Origin of the sequence: Rhodopila sp. (assembly GCF_035548235.1) — a bacterium.
Classification (GTDB): Bacteria; Pseudomonadota; Alphaproteobacteria; order Acetobacterales; family Acetobacteraceae; genus Rhodopila.
Genome location: NZ_DASZTJ010000199.1, coordinates 1 through 13,714, shown reverse-complemented (window position 1 = coordinate 13,714; position 13,714 = coordinate 1). Strand labels below are relative to the sequence as shown.

Sequence of the window (13,714 nt, the reverse complement as noted above, 5' to 3'; positions counted from 1 at the left end):
CCCGGATGGAGAACGACCCGTGTGCCCTGATATGAACCCGGGCGGCGAAATGCCAGGTTACATTTTGCCAATCCCATCCGTTTATTCGCCGGTTCCGCGGCGGGGTTACACTGGTTACGCGCCGGGAAAGAACACGCTCGACGGCTCGTCGCGGAAGGCCCAGTCGCGGTGCAGGTGCGCGACCATGGCCTCGACATGCGGCGCGGAGGCGCAGAGCTGCTCGAAATGACCCTCGGCCAGCGTCAGGCCGGCGCGCTTGCAGATCGCGGCGATCTCATCGCGGCGGGCTTGCGGGATGTCGGCCTTGGCGGGGGCCGGGACGGGCGGCTGCGCCAAGGGGGCCGCGCCGGGCTGGATCACGGGACGGCGGGTCTTCCAGTTCGTCGCCGCTTCATAGGCCTGGGCGACGCGCAGCACGACCGGGTCGGCGAACGGGCGGCCGACGATCTGCATCGACAGCGGCAGCCCGTCGTCGGTGAAGCCGATGCACTGCACCAGCGCCGGACCGCCGGTGCAGTTGAACGGGGCAGTGATGTTGGTCCCGGTCCAGAAGTTCAGCGTCCGCCAGGCGTCCAGCCGTCCCGCCGGACCGGGGCCGGCGGTGACCAGCACGTCGTACGTCTCGTAGAGCGGTGCCATCTCGGCGATCATCCGCCGCCGCTGGCGCGACGCCTGCATGTAATCCGCCCCGCCGATCAGCAGCGCGCCCAGCGCGCGGCCCAGGAAGTCCGCGCCGAAATCGTTCGCCCGCTGCCGCAGCACCGGTTCGTGCACGCTGAACAGCTCCGATTCCGCCTGGGTGATCTTCACCGCATGATAATCGTGCGCCGAACGGATCCGAGCGTCCTCCAGTTCGGCGCCGAGGCCGCGAAGGACGCCGTATGCGGCTTCCAGCGCGGTTTTCAGGGAATCGGCGACCTTGATGTCTTCCTCGTACAAATGGCGCAGGACGCCGATACGCATGCCCTTGATGCCGGCGAACAGCTCCGCGCCGAAATCCTCGACCGGATAGGGGGCGCTGGCCGGGTCCTTGGGGTCGTGGCCGGCGATGGCCTGCAGCATCATCGCGCAGTCCTCCACCGTCCAGGTGATCGGGCCGGCGTGGTCGTAGCTGAAGCTGTTGGTATAGACGCCCGACCGGCTGACCAGGCCATAGGTCGGCTTCAGCCCCACCAGCCCGCACAGCGCCGCCGGATTGCGGATCGACCCGCCGGTGTCCGATCCCAGCGATCCGGCCGCCAGCCCTGCGGCGATCGCCGCACCCGACCCGCTGGAGGACCCGCCGGTCACGTGCTCCAGCTTCCAGGGGTTGCGCGCCGCCGGCCAGGGCAGGTCGAAGGACGGGCCGCCATGGGCGAACTCATGCGTCGCGAGCTTCCCCAGCAGTACCGCCCCGTGCTCGTAAAGCTTTGATACCGTCGTCGCATCGAAATCGGGCACGTAATCGGCACGCGTCTTCGAATGGCAGGTCGTGCGGATGCCGGCGGTGCAATAGATGTCCTTCAGCGCCACCGGAATGCCGTGCAGCGGCCCGCGCCAGTTGCCGGTGGCGATCTCCGCCTCCGCGGCCCGCGCCTGCTGGAGCGCGTGGTCGGCGGTGACGGTGATATAGGCATGGAGCTGGGCGTCCACCGCCTCGATGCGGCTGAGATAGGCCTTGGTCAGCTCGACGGGGGAGAGCTTGCGCTCCTGGATCAGCCGGGAGGCCTCGGTGATGGTGATGAAATGGAGGTCGCTGCTGCTGGGGATGGACGAATCGCTCATGGCATGGCCTTTCCTGGCTAGTCGGACCGCGCAGACGTCTCCTGTCATGCCGCAAAAGGGGCTTTATGGGCGGCCGCCGGGGTGGGCATCCGCGGACGTGGAGTTTCGCCATTCCCGCCGGTGGCGCAAGGTCACAATCCGCCGTTCGCGATGGGAACCGGACCGCTCGGCGCATAAATAGGGATGGACGACCATCATCAGGGAAGGGGCTTCGGTGCGGCGAGAGACTATCACGATGATCTGGGTGGGCGGGGCCGTGCTGGCGGTCCTGCTCTACGTGATCGGCCCGGACCAGTTCCTGAACGCCTGCGCGCGCTTCTTCGATGCGCTCGACGCGGCGTTCCGCCATCTCGCGTTCATCCTGGGTGCGCAGGCCTATAACGTGGCCAGGGCGCTGGCGATCGCCTTCTACGTGGTCTTCGGGATCCTGGCGTTCCTTTCGGCGCAGCGGGGGCGGGGCGGGATCGGCGGATTGATCGTGATGACGATCGTCCTGCTGCTGCTGGTCTGGCGGCCTTATTCCGATCCCGCGCCGATCAGCCACTGGATCGTTGCGCTCGCGCTGGTGCTGGTGGGGGCGGCGACGATGACACAGCGGCTGACGGCGGTGCCGCGCCGGCCGCCGCCGTTTCCGCCCAACGGGACGTCAGGCGGGGCGCCCAACGGGACGTCAGGCGGGGCGCCTTGACCCAGGAGCCCGCCAGCCGCGCGCAGTGGGTCGCGCGCATCGCCCTGGGGCTGCTTCTGCTGGCGGCGGGTTTCTGGACGCTGCACCGCTATATCCCGGCGCTGCTCTGGGCTGCGATCCTTGGGATCGCCGTCTGGCCGCTGTACCAGCGGGCCGTCCGCCGCTGGCCGCCGGGGCAGCACAACATCGTGCTGCCGGGCGTCTTCACCCTGATCATCGGCCTGATCTTCGCGGTGCCCCTGATCGCCGTCGCCTGGGAAGTCATCCGCGAAATCCACAGCATCTACGCCGCCATCGACCAGGCGCGGACCCAAGGCATCCCGGCGCCGGAGTTCCTGTCCCGCCTGCCGGCCGGTTCACGCGTCGTGACGACGTGGTGGAACGACAACCTGGGCAGTCCCGAAGCTGCTTCCGCCCTGCTGCGCCGCGCCCGGACATCCGATCTGGTGGCCAACGGGCGTGAACTCGGCGCCGACGTTGCCCATCGCGTCGTGCTGTTCGGCTTCATGCTGCTGACCCTGTTCTTCCTGCTGCGCGACGGGGAGCGGCTGGTGGCGCAGTTGCGGCGTGCGAGCGTGCGGGCGTTCGGCCCGACGGGGGAACGGGTGGGGCGGCAGATCATCGCCTCGGTCCACGGCACCGTCGACGGGCTGGTTCTGGTGGGCCTGGGCGAGGGCCTGATCCTGGGCGCGGCGTATGTGCTCGCAGACGTGCCGCATCCGGCGCTGTTCGGGCTGTTGACGGCGGTGGCGGCGATGGTGCCGTTCGGCGTCGCGGTCGCGTTCGGCCTCGCCGCCGTGCTGCTGGCCGTCAAGGGCAGCGTGGTGTCCGCCGGCGTGATCGTCGCGCTGGGCGCGGTCGTGTCGTTCGTCGCCGACCATTTCATCCGCCCCGTCCTGATCGGCGGCACCACGCGCCTGCCGTTCCTGTGGGTGCTGCTGGGCATCCTGGGCGGCGTCGAGACCTGGGGGCTGATGGGCCTGTTCCTGGGCCCGGCGATCATGGCGGCGCTGATCCTGCTCTGGCGCGAATGGTGCGCGCCGCCCGACGTATCCACGCCCGACGTGTCCACGCCCGACGTATCCACGCCCGACCTGTCGACCCCCGACGTGTCCATGCCCGGGGCGTCCGCGCCGAAAGGGCCTTGAACCCCGTTCGTCACGGTTTACCATCCGTGACAAGCAGGGGGAGAAACAATCGTGCAGCATCTGTATCGACGCAGCGTCCTGGCGGGATCGCTGGCGTTCGTGGCGGCAGCCCGCCAGGCGGGTGCCGAGGCGCCGGTCAAGGTCGGCGTGCTGACGGACATGACAGGCGTCTATTCGGACAGCATCGGTCCCGGATCGGTCGTCGCCGCCCAGCTCGCCGCCGAGGACGTGGGCGGGAAAGTGCTGGGCCGGCCGATCGAGATCCTGTCCGCCGACAACCAGAACAAGGCGGATATCGGGTCGGCGATCGCGCGCCAGTGGTACGACCGGGACGGGGTGGGGCTGATCGTCGGCCTGGACAACTCGGCCGTCGCCCTGGCGGTGGAGCGGGACGCGCGGGACCGCAACGGCGTCGTCATCGCGATCGCGGTCAGCACGAATGATTTCACCGGAAAGAACTGCGCGCCGACGGCGATGTCGTGGAACTACGACAGCTACGCCCTGACCCACGGCGTCGCGCGCACCCTGGTCGCTCGGGGCTTGGACACCTGGTTCTTCATCAGCGTCGATTTCGCGTTCGGCGTGGCACTTGAAACGAGTGCGTCCCAGGCGGTGCGTCAGGCGGGCGGCAAGGTGCTGGGTTCGGTCAAGCACCCGATCGATGCCGGCGATTTCAGCTCGTTCCTGATCGCGGCGAAAGCGTCGGGGGCCAAGGTCATCGCGCTGGCGAACGGCGGCGGCGACATGACGAACGCGGTGAAGCAGGCGAACGAGTTCGGCATCGTGCAGGGTGGCCAGACCATGGTGCCGCTGCTGTGCAACATCGCCGACGTGCACAGCCTGGGGCTTCAGGTCGCGCAGGGCATTACCCTGATGACGGCGTTCAGTTGGAACCGGACCGAAGAATCGCGGGCCTGGTCGAAACGGTTCTTCGCGCGGCGGCAAAGGATGCCGACGATGTCGCAGGCCGCGACCTACTCCGCCACGCTGCACTATCTGCGCGCCGTCGCCGCGGCCGGGACGACGGATAGCCTGGCGGTGGTGGCGAAGATGAAGGCGATGCCGATACACGACATGTTCGCCGCGCACGGAACGATCCGCGCGGACGGGCGGATGCTGCACGACATGTACCTGGTGCGGATCAAGACGCCGGCGGAGTCGAAAGGGCCGTGGGACTACGAGCAGGTGCTGCAGACCGTTCCGGGGGACGTGGCGTTCCAGCCGGTGAACGAGGTCGGGTGCCCGCTGGTGGGGAAGACGTGAGGGCTGACAGGGCAGGCGGGGTCAAGCGATCGATCCTGATCCCCCACCGCGCCCCGTCGATCACGACGCCGCCAGGTTCTCCCGCAGCGTCCGTCCCTCGTACGCCGTCCGCATCCGTCCCCGCCGTTGCAGCGCCGGCACCAGCATCGTGGTGATGTTCTGCAGCACGGCCCGGTGTCCGGCCTGGGAGTGTCCCAGCATGAACCCGCCGCGGGAGCCGGTGGCTTCGAACATCTCCTCCAGGTAGTCGGCGATCTGCACCGGCGTGCCGGCCTTGGTGGACGCGTAACCGGTCGCTGCGTGCAGTCCGTGGCGGAAGAACTCGTCGCGGGAGATTTCCATGTCCTCGCCGTATTGTTCCGCCAGCAGTCCGACGAAGCCGACCGGCGACGCGTTCGCCGCCACGATCCTTTGGTTCAACGCCCGCAACGAAAAACGGGGCGGCAGCGTCGACATGTCGAAGCCGGTGTTGTGCGACAGCCAGGCGCCGACCGCCTCCATCGGCACGTCCGCGATCAGCCGTTCCTTCAGGCGCAGCGCCTCGGCCTCGGTTTCCGCCACGATCACCTTGGTGGCCCAAAGAATGCCGACCTGTTGCGGGTCGCGCCCTTCCGCCCGCAGCGCCTCATCCAGCTTGACCCGCTGTTCGGCCATCAGCGCCAGCCCTTTGCCGGCGCCGAACACATGGTCCACGAACCTGGCCGAGGCGCGGACGCCGCGCGGCGAGCCGCCCGCCTGGACCAGCACCGGGCGGCCTTGCGGGGAAGGCGGGACGCTCAGCGGTCCTTTCACCTTGAAGAACCGGCCGACATGGTTGATCGGCCGCACCTTCGCCGGATCGGCGACGATCCCGCTCACCGGGTCCCAGACGAAGGCGTCCGGATCGACGCTGGCCCACAGCTTCTTGCAGACGTCGACGAACTCCTCCATCCGATCGTAGCGTTCGCCATGCTCGACCAGCTCGTCGTATCCGTAATTCTGGAAATCGGCCTTGCGCTGGGAGGTGATGACGTTGAACGCGATGCGTCCGTTGGTGACGTGATCGAGCGCGTTCAAAAGCCGAGCGGTGTAGTAGGGATGCATGAAGGTGGAGGCGTAGGTGAGGCCGAAGCCGACATGGCTCGTCACCCGCGACATCGCGGTGATCCAGGGGCTCATGTCCATGCGCGGCCAGGCGACGCCGCGGCGCACGGCGGCGTCGATCCGGCCCTCCCACGTGTTGGGGATGCCGGTGCTGTCGCCGAAGAAGATCAGGTCGAACAGGCCACGCTCGCAGATGCGGGCGACGTCCTCGAACAAACCGATATCGGGATAGAAACGATTGACCCAGGAGGTCGGCTGGCGCCAGTCGGTTTCCACTTGCGTCCAGGAAAAGTCGAGCGCCAGATGCATGCGCGGTTTCGTGGCCATGGTCCGCTTCCCTCGCTTTGCTCGTCTGCCGGCAAAGCAAGCCGCGTGCCGGCGGCCATGACAAGAGCGGAGGCATGCCAGGATGACGCCGACACCCTTCACCCTGTCCGTTCCGGACGACGCGATCGCCGATCTGCGGGCGCGCCTGGGACGCACACGGTTCCCCGACCAGGCCCCGGACGCGCCTTGGACCTATGGCGCCGACCTTGGATACATGAAGGCCCTGGTGGACGACTGGCGCGACCGCTTCGACTGGCGCGCGCAGGAGGCGGCGTTGAACGCCTGGCCGCAGTTCAAGGTGCGGATGCCGGATGTCGACCTGCATTACATCAGGGCCGAAGGCAAAGGCCCGTCACCGATGCCGCTGCTGCTGATGCATGGCTGGCCCGGATCGATCTTCGAGTTCATCGACATCCTTCCCCGCCTGACCGACCCCGCTCGGTTTGGCGGCGACCCGTCCGATGCCTTCACCGTCATCGCGCCGTCGCTGCCCGGTTATGGGCTGTCCTTCACGCCCGGACAGAAACGTTTCAGCATCGAGGACATCGCCGCCTGCTTCGCATCGCTGATGGTCGATGTCCTGGGCTATGAGCGCTACGGCGCGCAGGGCGGGGACTATGGCGCCTTCACCGCCTCGCGCCTGGGCTACGCGCATCCGCGGAACCTGATCGGCATCCATATCAACATGATCACGATCCGGCGCGACCTGCCGCCGCCGCCCAACCCGACCGAGGAGGAGGCCCGCTATTTCGAGGAACTCGCGGCGTGGACGCGGGAAGAGACGGCGTATCAGGCGATCCAGGGCACCAAGCCGCAGACCCTGGCCTACGGCCTGACGGATTCCCCCGCCGGCCTGGCCGCGTGGATCGCCGAGAAGTTCCGCACCTGGACCGACAATGACGGCACGATCGAGTCCGCGGTCAGCCGGGACCATATGCTGGCCGACATCTCGCTTTATTGGTTCACCGGCGCGATCGGTTCGTCGTTCTGGCCCTATTACGCGCGGCTGCACGCGGGCTGGCCGATCCCCACCGAGGGGCAGATCCACGTGCCCACCGGCTACTGCGCCTTTCCCAAGGAGATCATCCGCCCGCCGCGTTCGCTGGCGGAAGCAACGTACAAGAACATCCGGCGCTGGACGCCCATGCCGAAAGGCGGGCACTTCGCCGCGATGGAACAGCCCGAGGCGCTGGCACGCGAAATCCAAGCGTTTTTTAGACCGTTACGCAACGGTTAGGCCGATCCGGGACCAGAATGATATTGACGTACGGCAATTCGGATCGGATACAGAACCGATCCGGACCAGGGGAAACGTCATGAAGTTTACATTCCGGCTTCCGATCGGCTTCGTTGCGGGCTTGTTGCTTGGATCAACGGGCGCCATGGCCCAGACCGCGGCGTTCAGTTGCCCGAAGCCGGGGACGGTAGAGCAGCGAGGCAGCTACACGTCAAAGTATACCGGCACGTCGCCAGGCGATCCCTTTGTCTGCGTCGGCACCAATTCGTTCGATAAGCCATTCGGCCGATTGTTCAATTGGTATGGACCGATCTACTCAAAAACGCCCAATCTGCGACAGGGCATGCTCGACCTCATCTCCGGCAGGCAGACGCATGTCAGTTTCACGTTCGAGGAAGGGTCAACCGAGAACTGGACGTTCCTGCGCCGGGAGGATGTGACGATCGCGGGCAGGGCCGTCCACGCGATGGTCTTTGATCACGAGCGGCAGCGTTTCCCAAGCTCACGCCATCCGTTCCATGGCCGTTACACGCAATGGTTGGATCCGGTGAACGGGCTTTGGGTGAAATCGGTCCTGACCGCCTCGGATGGCGAAATCGCCATGGAGGCAAAGCCCTATCAGGATACGTTGATTACGATTCCATGAAGGGCGGCCGATCGGACAGTCCCGGCTGGCGTCAGGTTCGACCCCTCGCCGGCGTCATCGCGCTTGTGCCACGCGACATCCGGTGAAGGGGCCAAAGTCGTATCATGACCGGCGCAAGGCCGGCCATGACACGAATCCTCTCGGTCAGAACTTCGAGACCCGCGTCTCCTTCGCGGTGATGAACTCCAGCAGCGCCGGCTTGCCCTGCTTCGTCTGCTCGATCCCCCGCTGGATCGCGGCCTTGATGTCCCCGGGCTGCGTCACCCGTTCGCCATACCCGCCGAACGCCTTCGCCATGTCGGCGTAGTTGCCGGAGATGTCGGTCGACCGGTATTTCTCCGTCGAGATCGGCATGACCTTCAACTCGATCGCCATGGAGAAATTGTTCAGCAGGATCGACAGGATGGGGATGCGCTCGCGCACCGCCGTCTCGAAGTCCATGCCGGTGAAGCCGATCGCCGCGTCGCCCCACAGGTTGATGCACAGCTTGTCCGGCTTCGCCAGCTTCGCCCCCATCGCCAGCCCCAGCCCCATGCCAAGCTGGGTCGTCTTGCCCCAGCCGATATAGGACAGCGGTTCGGTCGACACCCAGAACGGCGAGATCTGGTCGCGCGGGCTGCCCGCGTCATGGGTGATGATCGTGTTCTTGATGTCCACCGTGTGCATCAGTTCATAGATGACGCGATACGGTGACAGCGGCGCGTCGTTGGAGTTCAGCAGCGGCCGCCACTGCTCCATCCACTCCTCGCGGACCTTGGTGATCTCCGCCACCACGGAAGACGCGTCGCGGTTCGACTTGATCGTCTGCTTCAGCGCGCCGATCAGCGCCTGCAGCGTCAGCTTGGCATCGCCCACCAGCCCGACGGTGCTGACCACGTCCTTGTTCAGGTGATCGGGGTCCAGCGTCGCATGGACGAACTTCTTCTTCGGGAACTTGATGCCGAAATTGGTCTCGGTGAAGGAGCAGCCGATGCCGATGATCAGGTCGGCGTTCTGCACGAAATGGTGGACGGGCTTCGGCACCGCGTTGCCGCCCGATCCCAGCGACAGCGGATGGTTCTCGGGGAAGGAGGACTTGCCGCCCAGGCTGGTCGTCACCGGCGCGCCCAGCAGTTCGGCGAACTGCTTCAGTTCCGCCCAGGCTTCCGACCAGTGGACCCCGGTGCCGGCGTAGATCACCGGGCGCTTCGCCGCCAGGATCGCCTCGGCCGCCTTGCTGACGTCGGCGGGGTCGGGCGCGGTCTTGTGGACGCCGACCGGGGTGTAGTCCAGGTCGCCGATCTCCTCGTTCCAGATATCGGTCGGGATCTCCACGATCGCCGGGCCGCTGCGCCCGTTGCGGATCGCGCTGATCGCGCGACGCATGATGTTGCTGATCTCGTTCGGCAGCATCACGTATTCGGCGCGCTTGGCGATGCTGCGCATCTCCCGCACCGCGCTGTAGTTGGGATCGATGCCGGCCAGCCGGCGCGGATAGCCCTGCGGGATGACCAGCAGCGGCACGGACTCGGCATAGGCCTGCGCGACGCCGCCATAGGCGTTCTCGGTCCCCGGCCCGTGCTGCATGCAGAACGCGCCCACCTTGCGGCCGGAGGTGACGCGGCTGATCGCGTCCGCCATGTGCAGGCCGATGCGTTCCTGGCGCACGATGATCGGACGGATGTCCGCCGCCGCGGCGAATTCCAGCAGGTGGTTGACCGGGTAGCCGCAGAGGATCTCGATCCCCTCGCGCTTCATGATCTCGGCGACGGCTTGTCCGACTTTCATATGTTCCCTCCTGTGTCGCGTTCCGCCGGAAACGCTAGGGCAGGGCAGGCGGGATGGCAAATGCACCTGCCGCCGCCGGCCTTGTCAACGACCTCGCCGACCGCCGCCTCTCATCCGGCGAACTGCTCGGCGCCGCCATTGTTCGGATCGAGGCCCTGGACCCGCGCAACAAACCCGTTGTCGCGGCAACGCCTTCTGGCGCGGACGGCCGCGGATGCCCTGGCGACCGAGGATCGCAGCCTGCCCGCCGCCCGTCTGCGCGGCCTGGTCATGAGCCACCCCGCCTGGATCGAAACCAGCCGGTTGCGGGGCCGGTTGCGGGTGCGCTGGCAGGCGCTGTTCCGGGACATCGATCTCCTGCTCTGCCCGCCGATGCCGACCGTTGCGTTTCCCCACGACCATTCGCCCTGGACCTCCCGCACGCTCGCCATAGACGGCAAGACGGTTCCGTATGAGAACCAGATCGCCTGGTCCGCGCCGGCCACGCTGTGCGGCCTGCCGGCAACCGTTGCGCCGATCGCGCGTTCGGGGGATGGACTGCCGATCGGCGTGCAGATCGTCGGCGGCTATCTGCAGGACCTGACGACGATCGCGTTCGCTGGCCTGCTGGAGCAGGCGTTCGGCGGGCTCGGTGCGCCGCCGAACCTTGGATGATCGCCGTCGGCTGGGTTGGAGGAAGCTAGTTCTTGCGTGTCATCGGTCATCAACCCACAATCAGTAGACTGGCGGCGATTCGCCGTCTCGGACTGGACTGACAGGGAACACCGCGCATGGATGGGATGGACCACACCCAAGACGAGCATCCGATCCGTTTCGACCTACTGACCGAAAACCCGGTCTATAAACCGTTCCGCTATCCTTGGGCGTACGAGGCCTGGCTGACCCAGCAGCGCGTCCACTGGCTGCCCGAGGAAGTGCCGTTGGCCGACGACGTCAAGGACTGGCACCGCAACCTGTCGGACGGCGAACGCAACCTGCTGACGCAGATCTTCCGCTTCTTCACCCAGGCCGATGTCGAGGTGAACAACTGCTACATGAAGCACTACGCGCAGGTGTTCAAACCGACCGAGGTGCTGATGATGCTGTCGGCGTTCTCGAACATCGAGACGGTGCACATCGCCGCGTACAGCCACCTGCTCGACACGATCGGCATGCCGGAGATCGAGTACCAGGCCTTCCTCAAATATAAGGAGATGAAGGACAAGTACGACTACATGCACGGCTTCAGCGTGGCGTCGCGCTTCGAGATCGCCAAGACGCTGGCCGCCTTCGGCGCCTTCACCGAGGGGCTGCAGCTCTTCGCCTCCTTCGCGATCCTGCTGAACTTCCCCCGTTTCGGGAAGATGAAGGGCATGGGCCAGATCGTCACCTGGTCGGTGCGCGACGAGAGCCTGCATTGCGCCTCGATCATCCGCCTGTTCCGCACGTTCATCCAGGAGAACCCGTCCCTGTGGACGGAGGAGCTGCGGCGGGAAATCTACCTCACCTGCGCGACCATCGTCTCACATGAAGATGCGTTCATCGATCTCGCGTTCGAGCAGGGGCCGGTTGAGGGCCTCACGCCGGTCCAGGTGAAGGAATACATACGCTTCATCGCCGATCGCCGGCTGGCTGAGCTGGGGCTCAATGGATTGTTTCATGTGCCCCGAAACCCGCTGCCGTGGCTCGACGAGATGCTGAACGCCGTCGAGCATGCCAATTTTTTCGAAAACCGGGCGACGGAATACAGCAAGGCATCGACGTCCGGTTCCTGGGAAGACGCGTTTGGCGACCCGGTGTCGGCCGATGCGCTGGCTTCCCCGCCGATGCAGCCGGCGCTGCCGTCCGGCTCCCCATGATAAACCCACCTGCGATGCGCAGTGCAGACCTTCTTGCAACGCGGGGTCTCAAATTGCGGTCGGCGGACAACCCAACGTCCATAGAAGGGAGCAGTTAATATCTTTATGATATTTCGCCGAATGAACGGCGAGGCCATAACGTTACCGGCGTTGCGATCATGGGATCGATTCACGTTATTTTCGCTAGGTCGGCTTTTTTTGTGATTCATACGACAGAATTGACGCTTTTTTCACGGAGGCCTCGTCTCAATGTGCAAAATCAGCATTACACACTGGACAGGTTGGTTCAGTGAGGGGTCGAGAATTAACGGTCCTGGAAGGATGCCCTCGGGCATCAGGAGACGGCATAGGTGGGTGGCAGATGATAGGGGCGGCCGTGAGCCAAACTGAGGAAGACACTGGGCGGGACATCGGAACAGGTACCGCACCTCGCTATAGCCGAAGGTTGTCGGACAAAATCCTGATCGCCTTTCACCATGCATGCGATCAGGCGGATTTCGAAGTCGCGGAACAGCTTCTCCATATCCTGGAGATGATGCTGACCCGACGCCCGTTGACACCGGACGGAACCCGGCGGCGCAACATGGAAAGCCTTGTCGCGGCCCATGAACGGCTGTGGCACCTGCGGCATCCGAACGCCGACGATTTCTGATCCTATCGCGCCCTCGGCGCCGCGGCCCCTGGCTTCCCGCAAGTCAGAGGGCCGTCAGAGCGCGAGCGCCTCGCCGCCGCGCAGAATGGCCGCGGCCTCCTCCGTGTAGCGCCCGTCCGGCTGGTGCAGCACCAGACCCGCATGCACCGCGAAGGCCGAACGCCCGTCCTTGACCCCGTGCAGGATCACCAGCTTGGCCCGCGCCCCGGCCTTGGGCCATAGCGGGAACAGCACCGAACAACGGCAGCGTGCCGCCGCCATCGCCGCGATGCAGGCCGGCGCCATGCCGGCGCCGACGATCAGCGTCAGCGTACCCCGCCGGCGCAGCGCCCCCGCCATGCGCCCGATCCAGCCCGTGACCAGCATCTCCGACCCGTGCTTGGCGAGCGACCGTGCGGGGTCGGAGGAAGCAGGCGTGTCCGCGGGGTGATAGGGCGGATTCGCCATGGCGTGATCGAACGGCCCCGAAAACGTTGCATTCACGATATCGCTACGAATCACCCGCGCATTGAAGAACCGGTTTCCCGCTGTGTTCTCGGCGGCGAGGGCCGCCAGGTCCGGATCGATTTCCACGCCTGTCACGCTGCAATTCGGAATCCGGGCGGACAGGCACAGCATCGCCCCGCCGGCGCCGGTGCCCACCTCCAGCACGGTGTCGCCGGACCGGGCCGGGACGCTGGCCGCGAGCAGCACTGGCTCGACCCCGCTGCGGAAGCCGCTGGCCGGCTGGCGATAGCGCACCCGCCCACCCAGCAACGTCCCCTCGGTCGTCAGCACTCGCCGCAGTCGCGCAGCAGGCGGGTCGCGCGGCCGAAATCGTCCTCGGCCACCATCAGCCGCTGCTGGATCGCACCGATGCTGCCCTCGATCGCACTGGCATGGGCATCCAGCACGATCGGCATGATGCCGGCATCCGCCAACAGGGCCTTCAGAAACGACAGCCGCACCGGATCGTTCGACGTTGCCACCACCCGCATCCCGGTATCCTGGACCGACCGAAACGGCCGCGCAACCGCCTGTGCCCGTGCCAAGGCCTTGCAACCACGTCCGGTGCTGGCTTGACCCCCTGTTCTGCCCACCGATATGAAGGCCGTCAGGTAGTGTTGCGGGAGAGGCATTTGGCCGCGGTCGCCAGTCTTCTTGATCACGGCGATGCGCCCGGGCACGGCTCGGCGGCGCAGGAGGTCGAGGATGCGCTGACCGCGCTGGTCGATCTGGTGCGGGGCGACCTCGAAGCGTGCAACAGAGTCATCGTCGCACGCATGGACAGCCCGGTGGCGCTGATCCCGCAACTGGCGGCG

The 13,714-nt window shown here is 66.2% G+C and carries 13 protein-coding genes and 1 pseudogene; 9 read left to right on the top strand and 5 right to left on the bottom strand.

Annotated features, from left to right (window positions below; translation table 11 throughout):
- Positions 1 to 114 precede the first annotated feature (114 nt).
- Complete coding sequence (locus VHB27_RS16530) at positions 115 to 1,764, bottom strand: amidase (RefSeq protein ID WP_325602434.1); 1,650 nt, start codon at positions 1,762 to 1,764, stop codon at positions 115 to 117.
- Between the two features lie 214 nt (positions 1,765 to 1,978).
- Between VHB27_RS16530 and VHB27_RS16525 the strand changes: the two genes are divergently transcribed.
- Genes VHB27_RS16525 through VHB27_RS16515 form a run of 3 tightly spaced genes read left to right on the top strand, consistent with a single transcriptional unit; the run spans position 1,979 to position 4,863 of the window.
- Positions 1,979 to 2,452, top strand: a complete 474-nt coding sequence (locus VHB27_RS16525; RefSeq protein WP_325602432.1) for a hypothetical protein — start codon at positions 1,979 to 1,981, stop codon at positions 2,450 to 2,452.
- Positions 2,449 to 3,600: an AI-2E family transporter gene (locus VHB27_RS16520; RefSeq protein ID WP_325602429.1), complete on the top strand. Its 1,152-nt coding sequence runs from the start codon at positions 2,449 to 2,451 to the stop codon at positions 3,598 to 3,600. The genes VHB27_RS16525 and VHB27_RS16520 overlap by 4 nt, the downstream gene beginning before the upstream one ends.
- Before the next feature lie 51 nt (positions 3,601 to 3,651).
- A complete protein-coding gene (locus VHB27_RS16515) occupies positions 3,652 to 4,863 on the top strand; it encodes an ABC transporter substrate-binding protein (RefSeq protein ID WP_325602427.1) in 1,212 nt (403 codons plus the stop codon).
- Between the two features lie 60 nt (positions 4,864 to 4,923).
- Here the strand turns inward: VHB27_RS16515 and VHB27_RS16510 are convergent, their stop codons facing one another.
- Positions 4,924 to 6,273 carry an NtaA/DmoA family FMN-dependent monooxygenase gene (locus VHB27_RS16510; RefSeq protein ID WP_325602425.1) on the bottom strand — a complete coding sequence of 450 codons (1,350 nt, stop codon included), beginning with the start codon at positions 6,271 to 6,273 and terminating at the stop codon, positions 4,924 to 4,926.
- 82 nt (positions 6,274 to 6,355) lie between these two features.
- Between VHB27_RS16510 and VHB27_RS16505 the strand changes: the two genes are divergently transcribed.
- Together VHB27_RS16505 and VHB27_RS16500 are read left to right on the top strand one after the other, a co-directional pair.
- Positions 6,356 to 7,510 (top strand): epoxide hydrolase family protein, encoded by a 1,155-nt coding sequence (locus VHB27_RS16505; protein ID WP_325602423.1) that lies wholly within the window; start codon positions 6,356 to 6,358, stop codon positions 7,508 to 7,510.
- Between the two features lie 79 nt (positions 7,511 to 7,589).
- Positions 7,590 to 8,156 (top strand): hypothetical protein, encoded by a 567-nt coding sequence (locus VHB27_RS16500; RefSeq protein WP_325602421.1) that lies wholly within the window; start codon positions 7,590 to 7,592, stop codon positions 8,154 to 8,156.
- Positions 8,157 to 8,300: 144 nt separating this feature from the next.
- Here VHB27_RS16500 and VHB27_RS16495 read toward each other — a convergent pair whose 3' ends face one another.
- Positions 8,301 to 9,923, bottom strand: a complete 1,623-nt coding sequence (locus VHB27_RS16495) for a thiamine pyrophosphate-requiring protein (RefSeq protein WP_325602419.1) — start codon at positions 9,921 to 9,923, stop codon at positions 8,301 to 8,303.
- Between the two features lie 177 nt (positions 9,924 to 10,100).
- Between VHB27_RS16495 and VHB27_RS16490 the strand changes: the two genes are divergently transcribed.
- From VHB27_RS16490 to VHB27_RS16480, 3 genes are all read left to right on the top strand, one after another.
- Positions 10,101 to 10,577 carry an amidase family protein gene (locus VHB27_RS16490; protein WP_325602417.1) on the top strand — a complete coding sequence of 159 codons (477 nt, stop codon included), beginning with the start codon at positions 10,101 to 10,103 and terminating at the stop codon, positions 10,575 to 10,577.
- A gap of 125 nt (positions 10,578 to 10,702) precedes the next feature.
- Positions 10,703 to 11,761: a ribonucleotide-diphosphate reductase subunit beta gene (locus VHB27_RS16485; protein ID WP_325602415.1), complete on the top strand. Its 1,059-nt coding sequence runs from the start codon at positions 10,703 to 10,705 to the stop codon at positions 11,759 to 11,761.
- Between the two features lie 361 nt (positions 11,762 to 12,122).
- Complete coding sequence (locus VHB27_RS16480) at positions 12,123 to 12,413, top strand: hypothetical protein (RefSeq protein ID WP_325602413.1); 291 nt, start codon at positions 12,123 to 12,125, stop codon at positions 12,411 to 12,413.
- A 54-nt stretch (positions 12,414 to 12,467) separates the two neighbouring features.
- On the opposite strand, the gene VHB27_RS16475 is transcribed toward VHB27_RS16480, so the two are convergent.
- Positions 12,468 to 13,190: a tRNA1(Val) (adenine(37)-N6)-methyltransferase gene (locus VHB27_RS16475; RefSeq protein ID WP_325602410.1), complete on the bottom strand. Its 723-nt coding sequence runs from the start codon at positions 13,188 to 13,190 to the stop codon at positions 12,468 to 12,470.
- Positions 13,184 to 13,390, bottom strand: a complete 207-nt coding sequence (locus VHB27_RS16470; RefSeq protein WP_325602408.1) for a DUF2007 domain-containing protein — start codon at positions 13,388 to 13,390, stop codon at positions 13,184 to 13,186. The genes VHB27_RS16475 and VHB27_RS16470 overlap by 7 nt, the downstream gene beginning before the upstream one ends.
- 141 nt (positions 13,391 to 13,531) lie before the next feature.
- Here VHB27_RS16470 and VHB27_RS16465 point away from each other — a divergent pair.
- Positions 13,532 to 13,714: pseudogene (locus tag VHB27_RS16465) on the top strand (hypothetical protein); the annotation flags it as partial.

Coding starts and splice junctions, on each gene's coding strand:
- VHB27_RS16530 (WP_325602434.1), bottom strand. CDS start 1,764: ATGAGCGATTCGTCCATCCCCAGCAGCAGCGACCTCCATTTCATCACC.
- VHB27_RS16510 (WP_325602425.1), bottom strand. CDS start 6,273: ATGGCCACGAAACCGCGCATGCATCTGGCGCTCGACTTTTCCTGGACG.
- VHB27_RS16505 (WP_325602423.1), top strand. CDS start 6,356: ATGACGCCGACACCCTTCACCCTGTCCGTTCCGGACGACGCGATCGCC.
- VHB27_RS16500 (WP_325602421.1), top strand. CDS start 7,590: ATGAAGTTTACATTCCGGCTTCCGATCGGCTTCGTTGCGGGCTTGTTG.
- VHB27_RS16495 (WP_325602419.1), bottom strand. CDS start 9,923: ATGAAAGTCGGACAAGCCGTCGCCGAGATCATGAAGCGCGAGGGGATC.
- VHB27_RS16485 (WP_325602415.1), top strand. CDS start 10,703: ATGGACCACACCCAAGACGAGCATCCGATCCGTTTCGACCTACTGACC.
- VHB27_RS16480 (WP_325602413.1), top strand. CDS start 12,123: ATGATAGGGGCGGCCGTGAGCCAAACTGAGGAAGACACTGGGCGGGAC.
- VHB27_RS16470 (WP_325602408.1), bottom strand. CDS start 13,390: ATGCGGGTGGTGGCAACGTCGAACGATCCGGTGCGGCTGTCGTTTCTG.